The following is a 14,941-nucleotide window of genomic DNA, read 5'->3' as shown; positions in this document are numbered from 1 at the left end:
TCCACTAAATTACGAATTTAAGTGATGATACTCGTTATAAACGACTTGTTTTTTTAACTTATTTTGTTTAGCCACTTTTTTAATGGCATCATTCGTCTTTAAGTTTTCACTCTTGATCAACATTTCAACTTGTTGGTCTAAGGGTAACACGACTTTAGCTTCTTCTTCCGGCGGTGCTTGGTTGCCTTCAACAATCAAGACAAACTCGCCCCGCACTTCAGAACTGCCTGCCCATTCAACTGCTTCAGCCAGCGTTCCACGTAAAAATTCTTCATAACGTTTGGTCAATTCCCGGCATAAAACAATCTTGCGGTCTTCTCCAAACGCAGTCACTAAACTCTTTAACGTTTTTAACAAACGGTGTGGTGCCTCATAAAAAATCAGCGTCATCGTCTGTGGTGTTAATTGTGCTAACTGTTCCGCTCTTTCAGTATTCTTACGTGACAAAAAGCCGTAAAACAAAAATGGCTGCGGTACTAAACCGGAAGCAATTAAAGCCGTTAGTGCGGCATTCGGTCCTGGGATCGGAACGACCCGGATTCCTTTAGCCACGCAGGCTTCTACTAACTCAGAGCCTGGATCACTGATTGACGGCATGCCGGCATCACTGACCTGCGCTAAACTCAGACCCTGCTCTAACTTATCTATTAGCTGAGGGATTCGCTCTTTCGTGTTGTATTCATGAAAACTAATCTGATGAGTCTCAATTTCAAAATGATTCAACAGTTTTTGGGTATTGCGGGTATCTTCGGCTGCAATCAAGTCTACTGCTCGTAGAGTTTCAATTGCACGAGGACTCATATCTCCCAAATTACCAATTGGTGTCGGCACTAAAAATAGGGTCCCACTGCTGCTTTCACCCTGAAAACTACTTACGATCTGAATACTCATCAACCTCTCTCCCCATAAATAACATCCTCGCAAAAGACGCATGGTTCATCATTGATCCTCCGTGAACCATACATATTATCGACGTTGCAAACATGGAAACCTTCTTCGTACAACTTTTCTAAATTCTGTCGTGACTTCGATAAGCCAGCTGGATTGTTCTTGGCTAACGCCTTGTCTTCCAGTTCTCTGAGTCGTTCACGTAAATGTTGATTTTCGATTTCCAATTCCGCATTTCTTTCAACTAAAGATGTTAATGAATCTTGCGTGTTGCCAATCATTAGACGCAATTGATCCGCTTTTTCTCCTAATTGTTCAATATTGTCATATAACTCACGTTTATCCAAATTCATTCACCTTCGTTTATTGATGATAACAACTACATAGTTCTAATGTTAACGATTCTAAAACATTTTGAATCGAAACGTTGAACGATAATAAGCGCCACTTCTTTAACACTAGTTCACACGCTTCGGTCGCAGCTGCTGCTGAAATATTACGGAGCTTGTCAGCAAAATCTTGTGTGAACATGGTAAAAACAAACTGCTGCTGCGGTTCATTAGCATACAACATTAAATCACGCGCCAACAGGGCAATCATAAATAACAACTTGTCTTGCTGATCTCGACTTCCAACTAGAGGGACCAGGTCCGCCTGCACCTTCACAAAAGCCATCAGATCATTCTTCAAAATCGCACTATACCACTGCCACAAGTGTGTCAGTAACTTTTGAAAGTCTTCACTTTCGGCTAGTTCCTGTGCTTGTTGCGGGTCTTTAGTTAAATTAGCTAACAATACTGCCTGATTCTGCGCCACTCCCACAGCCGTAAATTTTTCCACCAAGTCCGTCAGTGACGGAGCTTGTAATTCTAACAGCTGACAACGAGAAATAACCGTCGGCAAAATTTGGTTTGGTTCACTTGTTAACAGAAAAGCAGTCACTTGCCCACTGGGTTCCTCTAAGAACTTCAGTAACCCATTTGCCGCACTAGTGGACATTTTTTCAGCATCTTCAATGATAAAGACCTTTTGTGCTCCTTCAACTCCGCTTTTAGCAAACTCAGACTTTAAGTAACGAATCTGATCAATTTTGATCGATAAGCCTGTTGGTGCAATTTCTACCACGTCAGGATGTTCATGTGCCCCGATCCGGACACATTCTGAACAGTGATCACACGGACCCGTCGCACTAGGCTGTTCGCAAAATAATAATTTCGCAACCCACACTGCTAACTCTTTTTTACCAGCCCCTGCTTCACCAGCTAACAAATAAGCATGAGCCAAGCGGTTTTGTTGGATCAAGTTTGCAAAATGCTGGGTCAACACCGGTTGAGTTTTAACAATTTCCATTAGCGTTGCACTTAGAAGCGGTGGAAAGCATCAATTGGCAAGACAAAGACTGTCGCGCCGCCAACTTGAACCTCAACTGGGTAAGCACCTGCGGCCTCCATTGGTGAATCCAAGTTAACTGGTGGTGCCATAAACTGTTTTCTGGTCTTAGACGTTGTTTTGATCAGCTCTAAGACATCATCTACTTTTTCATCTTCGACCCCGATCAAAAAAGTCGAGTTTCCCGAGCGTAAAAAGCCCCCGGTTGATGAAAGTTTGGTTGCTCGAATATCTTGTTCAATAAAAGCGTTACTCAAACGGTTACTATCTTTATCTTGAATGATCGCAATAATCATTTTCATATTCTCTACCTCCGATATTACTTAGCCTGACTGCGCACAACTATGGTAAATATTTCTTTAATTGAGAAAAAACTGTTGCTGCAACTTCTGTTTCTGAGCGAGTCGCATCAATGGTTTTAATTCTTTCTGGTTCTTGGTCTGCCAGGGCCAAATATTCTGTTCGAACCAACTGGTAGAAACTAAGCTGTTCTTCGTCCAAACGATTAACTTCGTCTTGTCGATTCTTTTTGATCCGATTTAAGCCAATTTCTGGGGCTAAATCAAAGTAAAAAGTCAAGTCAGGCGTCAAACCGTCAGTGGCAAATTGATTGATCGCAGCAACTTGTTTAACACCGATCGCACGACCTGCTCCTTGATAAGCCAAAGAACTATCTACAAATCGGTCACAGATCACAAGCTTGCCTGCCGCTAAAGCTGGTAAAATTTTCTCTACCAAGTGCTGCCGACGTGAAGCCGCATACAGCAAAGCTTCCGTCTTTTGATCCATTTCAGTATTTTTCTGATCTAAAATGATTTCTCGGATTGCTTCCGAAATACGACTGCCGCCTGGTTCTCTGGTGACCAAATACTGGTCTTGCAAACCCATTTGATCTAGGCGTGCAGTCAAATCATTGATGACACTAGTTTTACCTGAGCCATCAGTTCCTTCAAACGTTACAAAAATTCCTGCCACTTAAAAAACCTCAATTATTTATTTAATTAGTTATATTGTACTTAAAAATTAGTAAACTGTCCACGCTAACGCAAGTGCCATTTTGACATTGACCGTTAATGACTGATCACTGAAGACTGAAGATGGCCCTTCACTTGCCGTAAACGGGCTTCGCGGTACAACAGTTCATATTGAGCTTTCGCTGCCTTGGTTTGGGCAGCCAATTGTGCATCAGCTTCATAAATCGTTTCCTGATTTTTCTTACAGTTGGTCCATAACGCAAAAGCACGGTCAATATCAGCCAGCAGACGCTCATCATACTGTTTTTTAAGGTCAACTTTTTTTCTACCAAACACTACTGTTTACCCCGCTTAAATTTCTTGTCGTCCTTCAATGGCTTTATATAAAGTCATTTCGTCTGCATATTCAATATCACTACCGACTGCTAAGCCAGAAGCCAAGCGCGTCACCTTCAGACCCGCTGGTTTGAGCAAACGTGACAAATACATTGCAGTAGCTTCACCTTCTGGGGTGGCATTGGTCGCAATGATGATCTCTTTGACACTTTCTTTAGTTTGCAGGCGTTTCACTAAGCTTTTAATGTTGATATCTTCTGGTCCCTTACCCTCGATCGGTGATAATACTCCGTGTAAAACATGGTACAGGCCATGATATTCGCGCATCTTTTCTAACGACATCACGTCTTTAGGCTGTTCGACCACGATCAACTGACTTTGGTCGCGCCCTTTATCCGCACAAATCGCACACGGATCTGACTCAGTGATATTTCCGCAAACACTACAGTAGTGTAAGTCGCGTTTAGCAGCCAGAAGTGCCTGCGAAAAAGCCGTGACATCTTTTTCATTCATATCAATCGTGTAAAAAGCTAATCGGACCGCAGTTTTATTCCCGATTCCAGGTAATTTCATATAACTATCGATCAATTTTGCAATCGGTTCTGGATATTGCATAACAAACTTCGCTCCTTAATTTTAAATTACATTCTTGGCATGCCTTTAGAATACTTGCCTAGGACTGCTTGAGTCTTTTGATCAATTTTGTCCATCGCATCGTTGACGGCCATAATGATCAGATCTTGTAACATTTCTGGATCATCGGGGTCGATGGCTTCTTCTTTAATTGCAATGTCTGTCATTTTCTTATCGCCAGTCATTTTAACTACGACTTCTTCATTGGTAGCTTGACCAGCAAATTCAGTCTGGTTCAATTCTTCCTGGTCTTTTTGCATTTGCTTTTGCATCTTTTGAACTTTTTTCATCATACCTTGCATATTTCCTGGCATCATTTTAAATTACTCCCTTATTTATTAATCTTCTTTAACTTCAACTAGTTCATTTCCAAACAATTTTAACGCCTCATCCACAACTGGATCAGCTGCTTTTTGTTCATTTGCCGGGGCTTGTTCGGCTTGTTCCCCTTGTCCTTTAGACTCAGTTTGATGACCTTGCAGATAATCTTGTCTGATTTGCGGCCAGCGTTCCTGCGGAATAAACAAGAGCCGCGGAACGTGTCCAACTAAACGATCCAAGCCATTTTCTAAGGTATCCTTGAGTTGTGAGTCAGCTTCAGCCCGTTGACATAAAAAGTCAAACTGAAAGGTGACGATCACACCGTCTGGGCTGGCAGCAACCGGTGAACTCACGTGCATGATTGCACGTTGCGAGACCGTCAGCATGTTCATCAAGTCGCCCCAAACATCCCGTAATTCTAGTAAACTCTTTTTAGTGGCTTCACCCAAGACAGCGTAAATTTGCTGCAAGTCAATTTTGGTTGCAGCGGACTTCTTAGCTGGCTGCCGGTGATTATTAGTACTAGTTTGAGCAGCTTTAACTGAGTTGCCACCATTTTGCAGAGCCTGTTTCAGTTGGTTAACTTGTTGCTTTAATTCGTTCACTTGTCGACTTAAATTTTCAACTTGCACAGTATCTTTTGGTGACAAACCAGCTTGTGCCTGTGGTTGTTGCACCGCGCCAGCCTGAGCCGCCGGTTGACTGCTTCGTGTGGCTAGTTTAACGGTCAAAACTTCCAAATAAATAGAAGCGTGAGACGTAAACCGCATATTTTCTTGTTGTTCATTTAATAAATCGATCATTTGGTAGATCTCAGCCGGCTGAATCTTTTGTGCGAAGCTGCGGAAGTCATCGTTGACCTCTTCTAATTCAGCTTCCTCAACTTTTTCAGGCAACTGCTGGTACAACAACAGATCCCGGCAAAAACTGATCAAGTCTTCGATCAAACGATTGGCATCTTTACCATCGTTTAAGATTTGATGTAAGGTTTCTAAAGCCTGGGCAGTTTCTTTAGCAGTAACTTGCTGCAAATACTGCAACAATTCATCATTTTGGACACTGCCCGTCACCATCAACGCGTTGTCAAGTGTGATCTTATCTGTTCCAAATGAAATGACCTGGTCTAAAATACTTAAAGCATCCCGCATCCCACCTTCAGCAGCCGAAGCAATCAGCTTCAGTGCGGCCGGCTCATATTCCAAGTGTTTTTGTTCAACAATATATTCCATCCGCTGTAAAATAGTTTGCGGCTGGATCCGTCTAAAATCAAACCGCTGTGTCCGCGAAATAATTGTCGCAGGAATTTTATGCGGTTCTGTTGTCGCTAAAATAAAGACGACATTGCTCGGCGGTTCTTCCAAAGTCTTCAATAATGCATTAAATGCACCAGTAGAGAGCATATGAACTTCATCGATAATATAGATCTTATAATCACACTCAGTTGGAGCATACTTAACTTTATCTCTGATATCCCGAATTTCTTCGACCCCATTATTCGAAGCCGCATCAATTTCGATCACATCATTTTGTCGACCAGCAGTGATCGACTGACAAATCTCACACTCATTACAAGGTTCACCATCTTTTTGGTGGTGACAGTTTAACGCCTTGGCAAAAATTTTAGCCGCCGACGTTTTCCCTGTCCCCCGCGGACCGGTAAATAAATATGCATGCGAAGTTTGCTTAGTAACTAAAGCATTTTTAAGAGTTTTGATGACTAATTCTTGTCCAACTAAATCCGTAAATTTCTGTGGACGCCAAGCACGATACAAAGCTTGGTAACTCATTTTCGTCTCCTCCTTAACCTAAGTCCACTTGAGAAGCTCACCTAAAATCAGGCGAGTCTTCCTGACAAACTAACCATTTTTACCAGTATTTTAACTTAAAAAAAAGCCCCGATCTTTAAAAAGACCAGGGATCAATATCATAATAACTTAAGGCACATGCCGAACCAAACTTAGTGCTGCTTCCTTCCGGACCTGACACGCTTCGTGAGGACAACATTGCCCCAAGGCCTTGCGGCAACTACTATAATACATGAAAATACCTTAAATTGCTAGTCTTTTTATTATTTTTCCCTAATTTTCCTAAAAAATTCACTGAGCAGTTCTGCACACTGCTCCTGGCAGCAGCCCTTTTCAACGTGAACCTGGTGATTAAACCGTGGTTCAGTTAATAAATTCATCAAGGTTCCAGCACAACCTGCTTTCAGATCGGCACAACCATAATAAACCCGGCTGAGTCGGGCATTCACAATTGCACCAGCACACATCGGACAAGGCTCTAAGGTGACAAATAAGCTGCAGTCAGTTAGCCGCCAGTCCTGACTCTGCTGATTAGCTTGGTGAATGGCCAGAAGCTCGGCATGTCCCAGTGCAGAACGGGCCGACTCTCGTTGATTATGGCCCCGCCCGATGATCTGACCGTTTCGATCAGCGATCACACAGCCGATCGGCACTTCGCCTTGTTGCCCCGCAAGCTTGGCTTCAGCCACAGCCGCCAGCATTAAGTCGGTCTTTTGCTGCTCACTATATGTGACCGTCATTTAACCTTCACACTCTTTAAAATAAAGTAGCCTTTCTTTTTCAAGATCACTTCGCAGTTACCAAAAACTTCCGTCATCTTTTTTTGTGCGGATGGGGCGCCCTGCTTTTTTTGAATCACAGCTAGTAAACAGCCGCCAACTGCTAAGTGGTCATAGGCACCGCTTAAAATTGCGTGCACTACGCTTTTGCCGGCACGGATCGGCGGATTAGTCACGATCCCAGCATAATCTGTTTGCGTGACTGCTTCATAGACATCAGAACTAAAAATGTTCACGTTAGTGATTCGATTAGCTTGAGCATTAAAGCGAGCCAACCCTAAGGCACGTTCGTTAACATCGACCATGTCAAACTGGCGCTCGGGCTGCGCAGCAGCCAAGGCGAGCCCAATTGGGCCATAGCCGCACCCTACATCTAAGATTTTTCCGGCTGGAAATTCAACTTGTTGTGCCCCGTCCAATAAAGTCCGTGACCCAAAATCAACCGTATTCTTAGAAAAGACACCACTATCAGTCTTAAAAGTAAAATTCCGTCCGGATAAAGTAAAATCCCAAGTCTGTTCGGCATGTTTGACACTCGGGTCTTTAGTATAATAATGATCTGCCACAATTTCTCCTCTTTCATTTCTTTAACTAGTGTTGTAACACAATTTTCACTGTCGATTAAACATCCACTTTCTATCTTAAAGTAGAAATAGACGAGTAGCAAATACTTTTTCACGCGCCGTTTTTCACCAGCCGCTGCTAAATTTATTTCTAGGGGTAAAAAGCCAGTGTAACACCATATATCGGTGAGTTTTGTAAAATCTTACACCATATCTAGTATTTAGGGCTTGAATTTAGTCTAGATTGTTGTATACTAAATCAAGTAAATATTATTAGGAGGTGCTCATCATGAGCTTAGAACTATATACCAAAAACAACTGTATCCAATGTAAAATGACCAAGAAATTTTTAGCAGAACACAATATTGCCTTCGCTGAAAAAAACATTAATGAGTCTCCTGAATATATTGACTATTTAAAAGATAAAGGTTTCCGAAGTGTTCCAGTCTTGGAAGACAACGCTCAACCGATCGTAAATGGTTTCCGTCCTGACTTATTGAAACAACTGATCGCACAATGAAAATCGTCTATTTCAGCGTCACTGGACAAACCAGACGCTTTATCAAAAAATTAAACTTAAATGACACTTACGAGATTGATCCGATCGATCCTGAATTTGAAGTTGGTGAACCCTTCGTCTTGGTCGTACCTACGTACGAAAAAGAGATAACCGAACCGGTCACCGACTTTTTATATTTTAGCACTAATCGTGAAATGCTTCAGGGTGTGGCTGGAACTGGTAACCGTAATTTTGCCGAACTTTTTATTTTTACGGCAAAAGATCTGGCGGCCGAGTTTAACGTTCCCCTCCTTTATGCATTTGAATTTAATGGAACTAGTAAAGATGTAACAAATTTTGAGAAAGCGGTGAAAGAACTTGGGGCTTAAAACACTAGACAGCAACAACGTCAGTTACTATGACCTAAATAATGAGGTCAACATTCCTTTAAACGGCAAGATTCAATTAGATAAGGATCAAGAGGCTTTAGCAGCGTTTTTACAAGAAAACGTCGCGCCTAACATGGTTAAATTCGATTCTTTGGAGGATAAATTTGCTTACTTAGTCGCAAATGACTACCTAGAAGAAGAATTTCTCGCCAAATATGATTCAGCTTTTATTGCAAAACTCTACCAACAGCTAGAAGATGCTCATTTCCAATTCAAAACATTTATGGCTGCTTACAAGTTCTATGCCCAATATGCTTTACGGACTAACGATAATGATTCGTACCTAGAAAGCTACATAGACCGTGTGGCCATTAACGCTTTATATTTTGCAGATGGCGACCAAGACTTAGCCTTAAGTTTGGCTGACGAAATGATCCACCAACGCTACCAACCAGCAACACCTAGTTTCTTGAATGCTGGGCGGAAGCGTCGTGGCGAACTTGTTTCGTGCTTCTTGCTGCAATTCACCGATGATATGAACTCCATCGGCCGCGGGATCAATTCTGCCTTACAATTATCCCGGATCGGCGGCGGGGTCGGGATCACGTTGAGTAACTTGCGTGGTGCCGGTGCTCCGATCAAGGGCATTGAAGGTGCTGCTTCTGGGGTCGTTCCTGTTATGAAACTCTTGGAAGACAGTTTTTCTTATTCCAACCAGTTAGGCCAACGCCAAGGTGCCGGAGTTGTTTATCTAAACATCTTCCACCCAGACATTATCCAATTCTTATCAGCTAAAAAAGAAAACGCTGATGAAAAGATCCGGGTCAAGACCTTATCCTTAGGTGTGATCGTTCCCGATAAATTCTATGAATTAGCCAAAAACAACGAAGACATGTACCTCTTTGATCCATGGGGTGTTGAACGAGTTTACCATACGCCGTTCTCCTACGTTGACATTACTAAAGAATACGACAACATGGTCGCTAACCCAGACATTCCCAAGCACAAGATCAAAGCGCGTGAATTGGAAGAAGAAATTTCCAAGTTACAACAGGAATCCGGCTACCCTTACATTATCAACATCGATACTGCAAACAAGGCTAACCCAATCGACGGCAAGATCATCATGAGTAATTTATGTTCAGAGATCATGCAGGTTCAAAAGCCTTCGATCGTAAATAATAGACAGGAATATGAACAACTAGGGACTGACATTAGTTGTAACCTGGGCTCAACTAATATTGCGAACTTGATGGCTTCACCAAACTTCGGTAAATCAGTCGAAGCCATGACTCGGGCCTTGACCTTTGTGACCGACCACTCGGCCATCAATGTTGTGCCTTCAATTGAACATGGTAACCACCAAGCCCACACGATCGGCTTAGGTGCGATGGGCTTACACGGCTACTTAGCTAAAAACCACATCGAATACGGTTCAAAGGAAGCCATCGACTTTACCAGTGTCTACTTTATGCTGCTCAACTACTGGACTTTAAAGGCTTCTAACGAAATTGCTAAAGAGCGCCAAGAAACTTTTGCCGGCTTCTCTAGTAGTAAGTACGCAAACGGTTCGTATTTTGATCAATATTTGCAAAAAAACTTTGGTCCAAAAACAAAAAAGGTCCAAGAACTCTTTGAAGGTATCTTCGTTCCCGCTGAAAAAGACTGGGAAGAATTAAAAAATGCCATTCAAAAAGATGGTCTCTACCATCAAAATCGGATGGCAGTCGCTCCAACTGGTTCAATTTCATATATTAATGACACAACTGCTTCTTTGCAGCCGATCATTAACCGGATCGAAGAACGTCAGGAACGTAAGATCGGTAAGATCTACTACCCTGCTCCATATCTTTCTAACGATACGATCAAATACTATACTTCCGCCTACGACATGGACATGCGTCGCGTGATCGACACCTACGCTGCCGCACAGGTTCACGTTGACCAAGGGATGAGTATGACACTCTTTGTTCGTTCGACCTTGCCTAAAGGCATGTATGAGTGGAAAGATGCTGAATCAGAGAAGCTGACGACCCGTGACTTGTCAATTTTACGCAACTACGCCCATGCTAAAGGAATCAAATCAATTTATTACATTCGAACTTTCACAGACGATGCAGGTGTGATCGGCGCCAATGAATGTGAAAGCTGCTCAATTTAGTTAGAACCGCTGGCTAAATTAACTCGGCATGATTTGAATAACAGAAGGTCTGCAACGATGACCTTTGATTTGAAGGAGCAATTTGAATGGAAAACAATAACTACATCGCAATTAACTGGAACGTCTTAGAAGACCAGCTGGACAAAGCCACCTGGGAAAAATTAACCGAACAATTTTGGTTAGATACCCGGATTCCTTTATCTAACGATTTAAGTGACTGGCGTGCCTTTTCTGACACAGATAAAGATGTCGTTGACAAAGTCTTCGGCGGCTTAACTCTGTTAGATACACTGCAGTCTCAAGACGGGATGGCTTCACTTAAAAAAGATATTCGTACCCAACAAGAAGCAGCTGTGCTCAACAATATCGAATTTATGGAGTCCGTCCACGCCAAGAGTTATTCATCAATTTTTTCGACCTTGAACACTCCCAAAGAAATTGATGAGATCTTTGAATGGACTAACAATAATGAATTTTTGCAATATAAGGCCAAAAAAATCAATGACATTTACCAAAATGGTCAACCTTTGGAAAAGAAAGTCGCTTCTGTCTTTCTAGAAACTTTCTTATTCTACTCTGGTTTTTACACTCCGCTCTACTGGTTAGGTCATAACAAGCTGCCAAACGTCGCAGAAATTATTAAACTAATTTTGCGGGACGAATCAGTCCATGGCACTTACATCGGCTATAAATTCCAGCTTGGTTTCCAAGAATTAAGCGAAGATCAACAGGCTGAAATGACTTCTTGGATGTATGACCTACTATATGATCTGTATGAAAACGAAGAAAAATACACTCACTTGTTATACGATCAAGTTGGTTGGGCAGAAGATGTCCTAACTTTCTTACGTTACAATGCTAATAAAGCTTTGATGAACTTGGGGATGGACCCGCTCTTCCCTGATACAGCTGAAGATGTCAATCCAGTTGTGATGAACGGGATCTCAACTTCTACCTCAAACCATGACTTCTTCTCTCAGGTAGGTAACGGCTACTTGTTAGGTAACGTTGAAGCCATGAAAGACAGCGACTACGATTTTAAATTCTAATAGTTAAACGGACCACTCAGTCAAACCGTCTTCACGGTTGCTACTGAGTGGTTTTTTACAGCAAATTATTAGCTGACTGGGACAATTAATGCTAGGCTAAAGGATAATCAACTAGCAAAGGAATGACTATCATGGGGGAAAATTTATTTGAACTGCCAGTCGCAGGTGCCACTGGTTATGTCCCAGTCCAAACACCACTCTACCAAGCTGCCGATCTAAATAGCGAACAATTGCTGACTTTGGCGCCGGGAGATGGTTTCTTGATCTTAGCTGAAAGCGGAGACTGGTGGCAAGTTCAGCGCGCCACTCAGCAAGGCTATGTGCGCCATGACCAGGCCATGATCAATTTGCCGGACGTGATCCCGTCGATCATGTATGACCTAACTAACGCCTTGAGTTCTCGGTTTGTTTCACTTGGCAAACCAATTCCTGGGATCACTGGTCAACAGCTGTTTACCAACCGGACTTATAATCCGCGCTTAGGCCGCCCGGAATTCATTGCACCGCTCCTGTATCCAATGGCACAAAAGATCCAGCGGATTCAACGACAAGTCTGGGCAAACGGCGAAACGCTCAAAATCTACGAGGCCTTTCGCCCCTACTCTGTCCAACAACAAGTCTGTACTCAGCTAGCAGCTTTCGCTGACCAGGATCCTGAAATTAAAGCTGGGATCTCAAGTGAGCCCTGGGACTTAGAGTGGTTCATTGCCGATGACATTTCCAACCACCAAATCGGTTATGCCATGGACGTGACCCTCGCCACGGTGGACGAAACGACATTAACGACCATCGGCGACTACCAGGTCCACCAAGTCACGCGAGCGACCGAAGCCCAGATGTACACCGCGATCCACGAGCTCAGTCGCCGCTCAGCGGTCTTTACGGCGCCCGTTTGGACTGGTGACCGAATTGCCTGGCGCCACAGTCAAATTCGTTCAGTGGTCGACCCAAACGCCCTGCGCTTGCAAAAGTACTGTACAGATGGCGGACTGACCCCCTTAGCGTCAGAATGGTGGCACTTTAATGACCTTGACGCATACGACCAAGTGGCCGCTAACCCAGGCGATGGCAATTATTTGATCCATGACCTGTTCAGCCAGGTCCCCCACCAATGAATCTGCAAACTAAAAAGACAGCTCCCTCAATCAGCAACTGATTGGTGGAACTGTCTTTTTTGTGACCAGAAAACAACGGTCAGATTATTTTGCTAAAAAGAATTCGAAGCGTTCGCCCACATACTGGGTCCGCACATATTCAAAGGGCCGGCCATCCTTTAAGCGCGTCGTTTGACGCAAACGCAAGATCGCAGCCCCGCGCTTAACATCTAAATACTCTGCAATTCGCTCTGGCGCTAAGGTTGCAGAAATATTTTGTTCAGCATGTCCGATCTCCAAGCCGTTTTCGGCCAGTGTCCGGTAAAGCGAAGTCGAGATCTGGGAACGTGCATAATCTTTGATCAGGTTATAAGGTAAAGTTGCCACTTCAAAACAAATTGGCAGGTCATCTGCATATCTGATCCGCTCCATCCGTAAGACCTTTTCTCCTGCAGCAAGGTCTAAACGCTCACTTTCAGAGATCGAAGGAGTCGTGACTAGATATGAAATTGTCTTGCTTGAGGCCTGTTTTCCCTCAGACTCAATAATTTCCGTAAAACTCGTGACCCCAGATGACATCCGTTCTTGAACTTTTTGCCGTGCGACAAAAGTGCCAGAACCGACATGCCGTTCTAAGATCCCCTCATCAACTAAGGTCTGGACCGCTTGGCGTAAGGTCATCCGACTCACCCCAAAATGAACGGCTAACTCTCTTTCTGCTGGAATCCGGTCCCCGACTTTCCACTTGCCAGATTCAATAGTCTGCTTGATTTTGTTATGAATTTGTATATATATTGGCGAACTCACTTGGCAACCCTACTCCCTATTATCAGTTGATCTTCCCAACTGTTATTTTTTAAACAACCGTCCGAAACTATAAGTTCTGTCGAGCTTCATATTTTCGTCAAAAACATTCAGATCGGCATCTTTTCCGACCTGCAAACTGCCTTTAGCAGTTAAACCAAATTCTTTGGCCTGGTTAACTGAAGACATTTTGACTGCTTCTTCGATCCCGCAGCCGGTAAATTTCATAATGTTAACAAAAGCATCGTTATATTCCAAGACAGAACCAGCGAGGTTGCCGGCTTCAAGTCTGGCTTGTTTATCTTTAACAATCACTTTTTGACCACCCAATTCAGAGATTCCCTCAGGCATCCCCTTGGCACGCATTGAGTCGGTCACTAACTCTAACTTGTCTGGGCCCTTTAACTCATAGGCCAATTTGATCATATCTGGAACTACATGGAACCCGTCAGCGATAATTTCACAATAAATATTATCTTCCAACAAGGCATGTCCAGTCACACCTGGTTCGCGGTGTTTGAACTCACGTTGCGCATTATACAAGTGTGTGACGTGACTAGCCTTAGAAGCCTTCATTTGCGCTCTAGTGGCGTTACTATGCCCAGCTGAAGGAACAATGCCGTGTGACAAACAGTAGTCCTCAAATTCGGCTGTGCCTGGATGTTCTGGAGCGTAAGTGATCATTTTGATGTTACCGCCGGCTAATTCATTCCAATGTGCCAGCAGCTTAGCATCTGGATCTTTAATATATTCTGGCGGCTGTGCTCCTTTAAAATCAAGGGCAACAAATGGCCCTTCCAAATGCGCACCCAAGATCACCGGATTTTTTTGCATTGCTTCATTCACAGCGACCATTGCTTGGTCAATGTTTTCGTTTGACTGAGTCATTGTTGTGGCAAAATAGCTCGTGACACCTTCATAGACCATGTCGTTGACCATTTCATTCAATTGGTCGGCGTTACCGTCCATGGCGTCAAAACTGTACCCACCGTGGCTATGAACGTCAATAAAACCAGGAACAACAATTTTCCCAGCTAAATCAATGATCTCACTATCGCCTGCTTGCGGAGCAAACTCGCTCATTGGTCCGACATTTTCGATTCGATCCGTGAAACGCAGGTAGCCGTCAGTGATTTTTTCTTCACCCGTATAAATAACTGCATGCTTTAATACTTTGCTCATTTCTTACACCCCATTCGGTTTCGATACTTCTATCATAATCGGTATATACCAAAATTTCAAGCTTTGCCTACGTAG

18 protein-coding genes and 1 other RNA gene are annotated in these 14,941 nt (G+C 43.2%); 5 read left to right on the top strand and 14 right to left on the bottom strand.

The window, feature by feature from the left end:
* Positions 1-9 precede the first annotated feature (9 nt).
* The 12 genes from rsmI to LPAF129_RS02230 form a co-directional block, all read right to left on the bottom strand.
* Positions 10-891: a 16S rRNA (cytidine(1402)-2'-O)-methyltransferase gene (gene rsmI / locus LPAF129_RS02285; protein WP_244054539.1), complete on the bottom strand. Its 882-nt coding sequence runs from the start codon at positions 889-891 to the stop codon at positions 10-12.
* The gene (locus tag LPAF129_RS02280) at positions 891-1,235 is read right to left on the bottom strand and encodes a DNA replication initiation control protein YabA (protein WP_244054635.1); all 345 of its coding nucleotides are present in this window, start codon (positions 1,233-1,235) and stop codon (positions 891-893) included. Before LPAF129_RS02280 ends, rsmI begins: the two co-directional genes overlap by 1 nt.
* Before the next feature lie 16 nt (positions 1,236-1,251).
* Positions 1,252-2,238 (bottom strand): DNA polymerase III subunit delta', encoded by a 987-nt coding sequence (gene holB / locus LPAF129_RS02275; protein WP_244054538.1) that lies wholly within the window; start codon positions 2,236-2,238, stop codon positions 1,252-1,254.
* Between the two features lie 11 nt (positions 2,239-2,249).
* The gene (darA, locus tag LPAF129_RS02270; RefSeq protein ID WP_244054537.1) at positions 2,250-2,579 is read right to left on the bottom strand and encodes a cyclic di-AMP receptor DarA; all 330 of its coding nucleotides are present in this window, start codon (positions 2,577-2,579) and stop codon (positions 2,250-2,252) included.
* Positions 2,580-2,619: 40 nt separating this feature from the next.
* Positions 2,620-3,252, bottom strand: coding sequence for a dTMP kinase (gene tmk, locus LPAF129_RS02265; RefSeq protein ID WP_244054536.1), 633 nt, complete (start codon positions 3,250-3,252; stop codon positions 2,620-2,622).
* Positions 3,253-3,347: 95 nt separating this feature from the next.
* Entirely contained in the window at positions 3,348-3,587 is a 240-nt protein-coding gene (locus LPAF129_RS02260; protein WP_244054535.1) for a YaaL family protein, read from the bottom strand.
* Between the two features lie 15 nt (positions 3,588-3,602).
* On the bottom strand, positions 3,603-4,202 hold the full coding sequence (gene recR, locus LPAF129_RS02255; protein WP_244054534.1) for a recombination mediator RecR: 600 nt from the start codon (positions 4,200-4,202) through the stop codon (positions 3,603-3,605).
* 26 nt (positions 4,203-4,228) lie between these two features.
* Positions 4,229-4,537 (bottom strand): YbaB/EbfC family nucleoid-associated protein, encoded by a 309-nt coding sequence (locus LPAF129_RS02250; protein WP_244054533.1) that lies wholly within the window; start codon positions 4,535-4,537, stop codon positions 4,229-4,231.
* A 21-nt stretch (positions 4,538-4,558) separates the two neighbouring features.
* Positions 4,559-6,328, bottom strand: coding sequence for a DNA polymerase III subunit gamma/tau (gene dnaX / locus LPAF129_RS02245; RefSeq protein WP_244054532.1), 1,770 nt, complete (start codon positions 6,326-6,328; stop codon positions 4,559-4,561).
* Between the two features lie 141 nt (positions 6,329-6,469).
* Positions 6,470-6,556, bottom strand: an RNA gene (gene ffs, locus LPAF129_RS02240) — signal recognition particle sRNA small type.
* A gap of 53 nt (positions 6,557-6,609) precedes the next feature.
* Positions 6,610-7,086, bottom strand: coding sequence for a nucleoside deaminase (locus LPAF129_RS02235; RefSeq protein ID WP_244054531.1), 477 nt, complete (start codon positions 7,084-7,086; stop codon positions 6,610-6,612).
* Positions 7,083-7,691, bottom strand: coding sequence for a class I SAM-dependent methyltransferase (locus LPAF129_RS02230; RefSeq protein ID WP_244054530.1), 609 nt, complete (start codon positions 7,689-7,691; stop codon positions 7,083-7,085). The genes LPAF129_RS02235 and LPAF129_RS02230 overlap by 4 nt, the downstream gene beginning before the upstream one ends.
* Before the next feature lie 286 nt (positions 7,692-7,977).
* On the opposite strand from LPAF129_RS02230, the gene nrdH reads away from it, so the two are divergent.
* From nrdH to LPAF129_RS02205, 5 genes are all read left to right on the top strand, one after another.
* Positions 7,978-8,208, top strand: coding sequence for a glutaredoxin-like protein NrdH (nrdH, locus tag LPAF129_RS02225; protein ID WP_244054529.1), 231 nt, complete (start codon positions 7,978-7,980; stop codon positions 8,206-8,208).
* On the top strand, positions 8,205-8,576 hold the full coding sequence (gene nrdI, locus LPAF129_RS02220) for a class Ib ribonucleoside-diphosphate reductase assembly flavoprotein NrdI (RefSeq protein WP_244054528.1): 372 nt from the start codon (positions 8,205-8,207) through the stop codon (positions 8,574-8,576). Before nrdH ends, nrdI begins: the two co-directional genes overlap by 4 nt.
* Positions 8,566-10,737: a class 1b ribonucleoside-diphosphate reductase subunit alpha gene (gene nrdE / locus LPAF129_RS02215; protein ID WP_244054527.1), complete on the top strand. Its 2,172-nt coding sequence runs from the start codon at positions 8,566-8,568 to the stop codon at positions 10,735-10,737. Before nrdI ends, nrdE begins: the two co-directional genes overlap by 11 nt.
* An 86-nt stretch (positions 10,738-10,823) precedes the next feature.
* Entirely contained in the window at positions 10,824-11,786 is a 963-nt protein-coding gene (nrdF, locus tag LPAF129_RS02210; protein WP_244054526.1) for a class 1b ribonucleoside-diphosphate reductase subunit beta, read from the top strand.
* A 131-nt stretch (positions 11,787-11,917) separates the two neighbouring features.
* Complete coding sequence (locus LPAF129_RS02205; protein WP_244054525.1) at positions 11,918-12,901, top strand: M15 family metallopeptidase; 984 nt, start codon at positions 11,918-11,920, stop codon at positions 12,899-12,901.
* An 84-nt stretch (positions 12,902-12,985) separates the two neighbouring features.
* Here LPAF129_RS02205 and LPAF129_RS02200 read toward each other — a convergent pair whose 3' ends face one another.
* The gene (locus tag LPAF129_RS02200; protein WP_244054524.1) at positions 12,986-13,687 is read right to left on the bottom strand and encodes a GntR family transcriptional regulator; all 702 of its coding nucleotides are present in this window, start codon (positions 13,685-13,687) and stop codon (positions 12,986-12,988) included.
* Positions 13,688-13,729: 42 nt separating this feature from the next.
* A complete protein-coding gene (nagA, locus tag LPAF129_RS02195; protein ID WP_244054523.1) occupies positions 13,730-14,866 on the bottom strand; it encodes an N-acetylglucosamine-6-phosphate deacetylase in 1,137 nt (378 codons plus the stop codon).
* Positions 14,867-14,941 lie beyond the last annotated feature (75 nt).

This window comes from Ligilactobacillus pabuli (assembly GCF_022836475.1).
GTDB classification, from domain to species: domain Bacteria; phylum Bacillota; class Bacilli; order Lactobacillales; family Lactobacillaceae; genus Ligilactobacillus; species Ligilactobacillus pabuli.
This window is presented reverse-complemented; position numbering and strand designations above follow the sequence as displayed.

Bases quoted from the DNA above. Each gene is read 5' to 3' on its own strand.
- nrdH (WP_244054529.1), top strand. From the start codon at position 7,978: ATGAGCTTAGAACTATATACCAAAAACAACTGTATCCAATGTAAAATG.
- LPAF129_RS02205 (WP_244054525.1), top strand. From the start codon at position 11,918: ATGGGGGAAAATTTATTTGAACTGCCAGTCGCAGGTGCCACTGGTTAT.
- nagA (WP_244054523.1), bottom strand. From the start codon at position 14,866: ATGAGCAAAGTATTAAAGCATGCAGTTATTTATACGGGTGAAGAAAAA.
- dnaX (WP_244054532.1), bottom strand. From the start codon at position 6,328: ATGAGTTACCAAGCTTTGTATCGTGCTTGGCGTCCACAGAAATTTACG.
- nrdF (WP_244054526.1), top strand. From the start codon at position 10,824: ATGGAAAACAATAACTACATCGCAATTAACTGGAACGTCTTAGAAGAC.
- nrdI (WP_244054528.1), top strand. From the start codon at position 8,205: ATGAAAATCGTCTATTTCAGCGTCACTGGACAAACCAGACGCTTTATC.
- LPAF129_RS02235 (WP_244054531.1), bottom strand. From the start codon at position 7,086: ATGACGGTCACATATAGTGAGCAGCAAAAGACCGACTTAATGCTGGCG.
- recR (WP_244054534.1), bottom strand. From the start codon at position 4,202: ATGCAATATCCAGAACCGATTGCAAAATTGATCGATAGTTATATGAAA.
- darA (WP_244054537.1), bottom strand. From the start codon at position 2,579: ATGAAAATGATTATTGCGATCATTCAAGATAAAGATAGTAACCGTTTG.
- rsmI (WP_244054539.1), bottom strand. From the start codon at position 891: ATGAGTATTCAGATCGTAAGTAGTTTTCAGGGTGAAAGCAGCAGTGGG.
- LPAF129_RS02250 (WP_244054533.1), bottom strand. From the start codon at position 4,537: ATGATGCCAGGAAATATGCAAGGTATGATGAAAAAAGTTCAAAAGATG.
- holB (WP_244054538.1), bottom strand. From the start codon at position 2,238: ATGGAAATTGTTAAAACTCAACCGGTGTTGACCCAGCATTTTGCAAAC.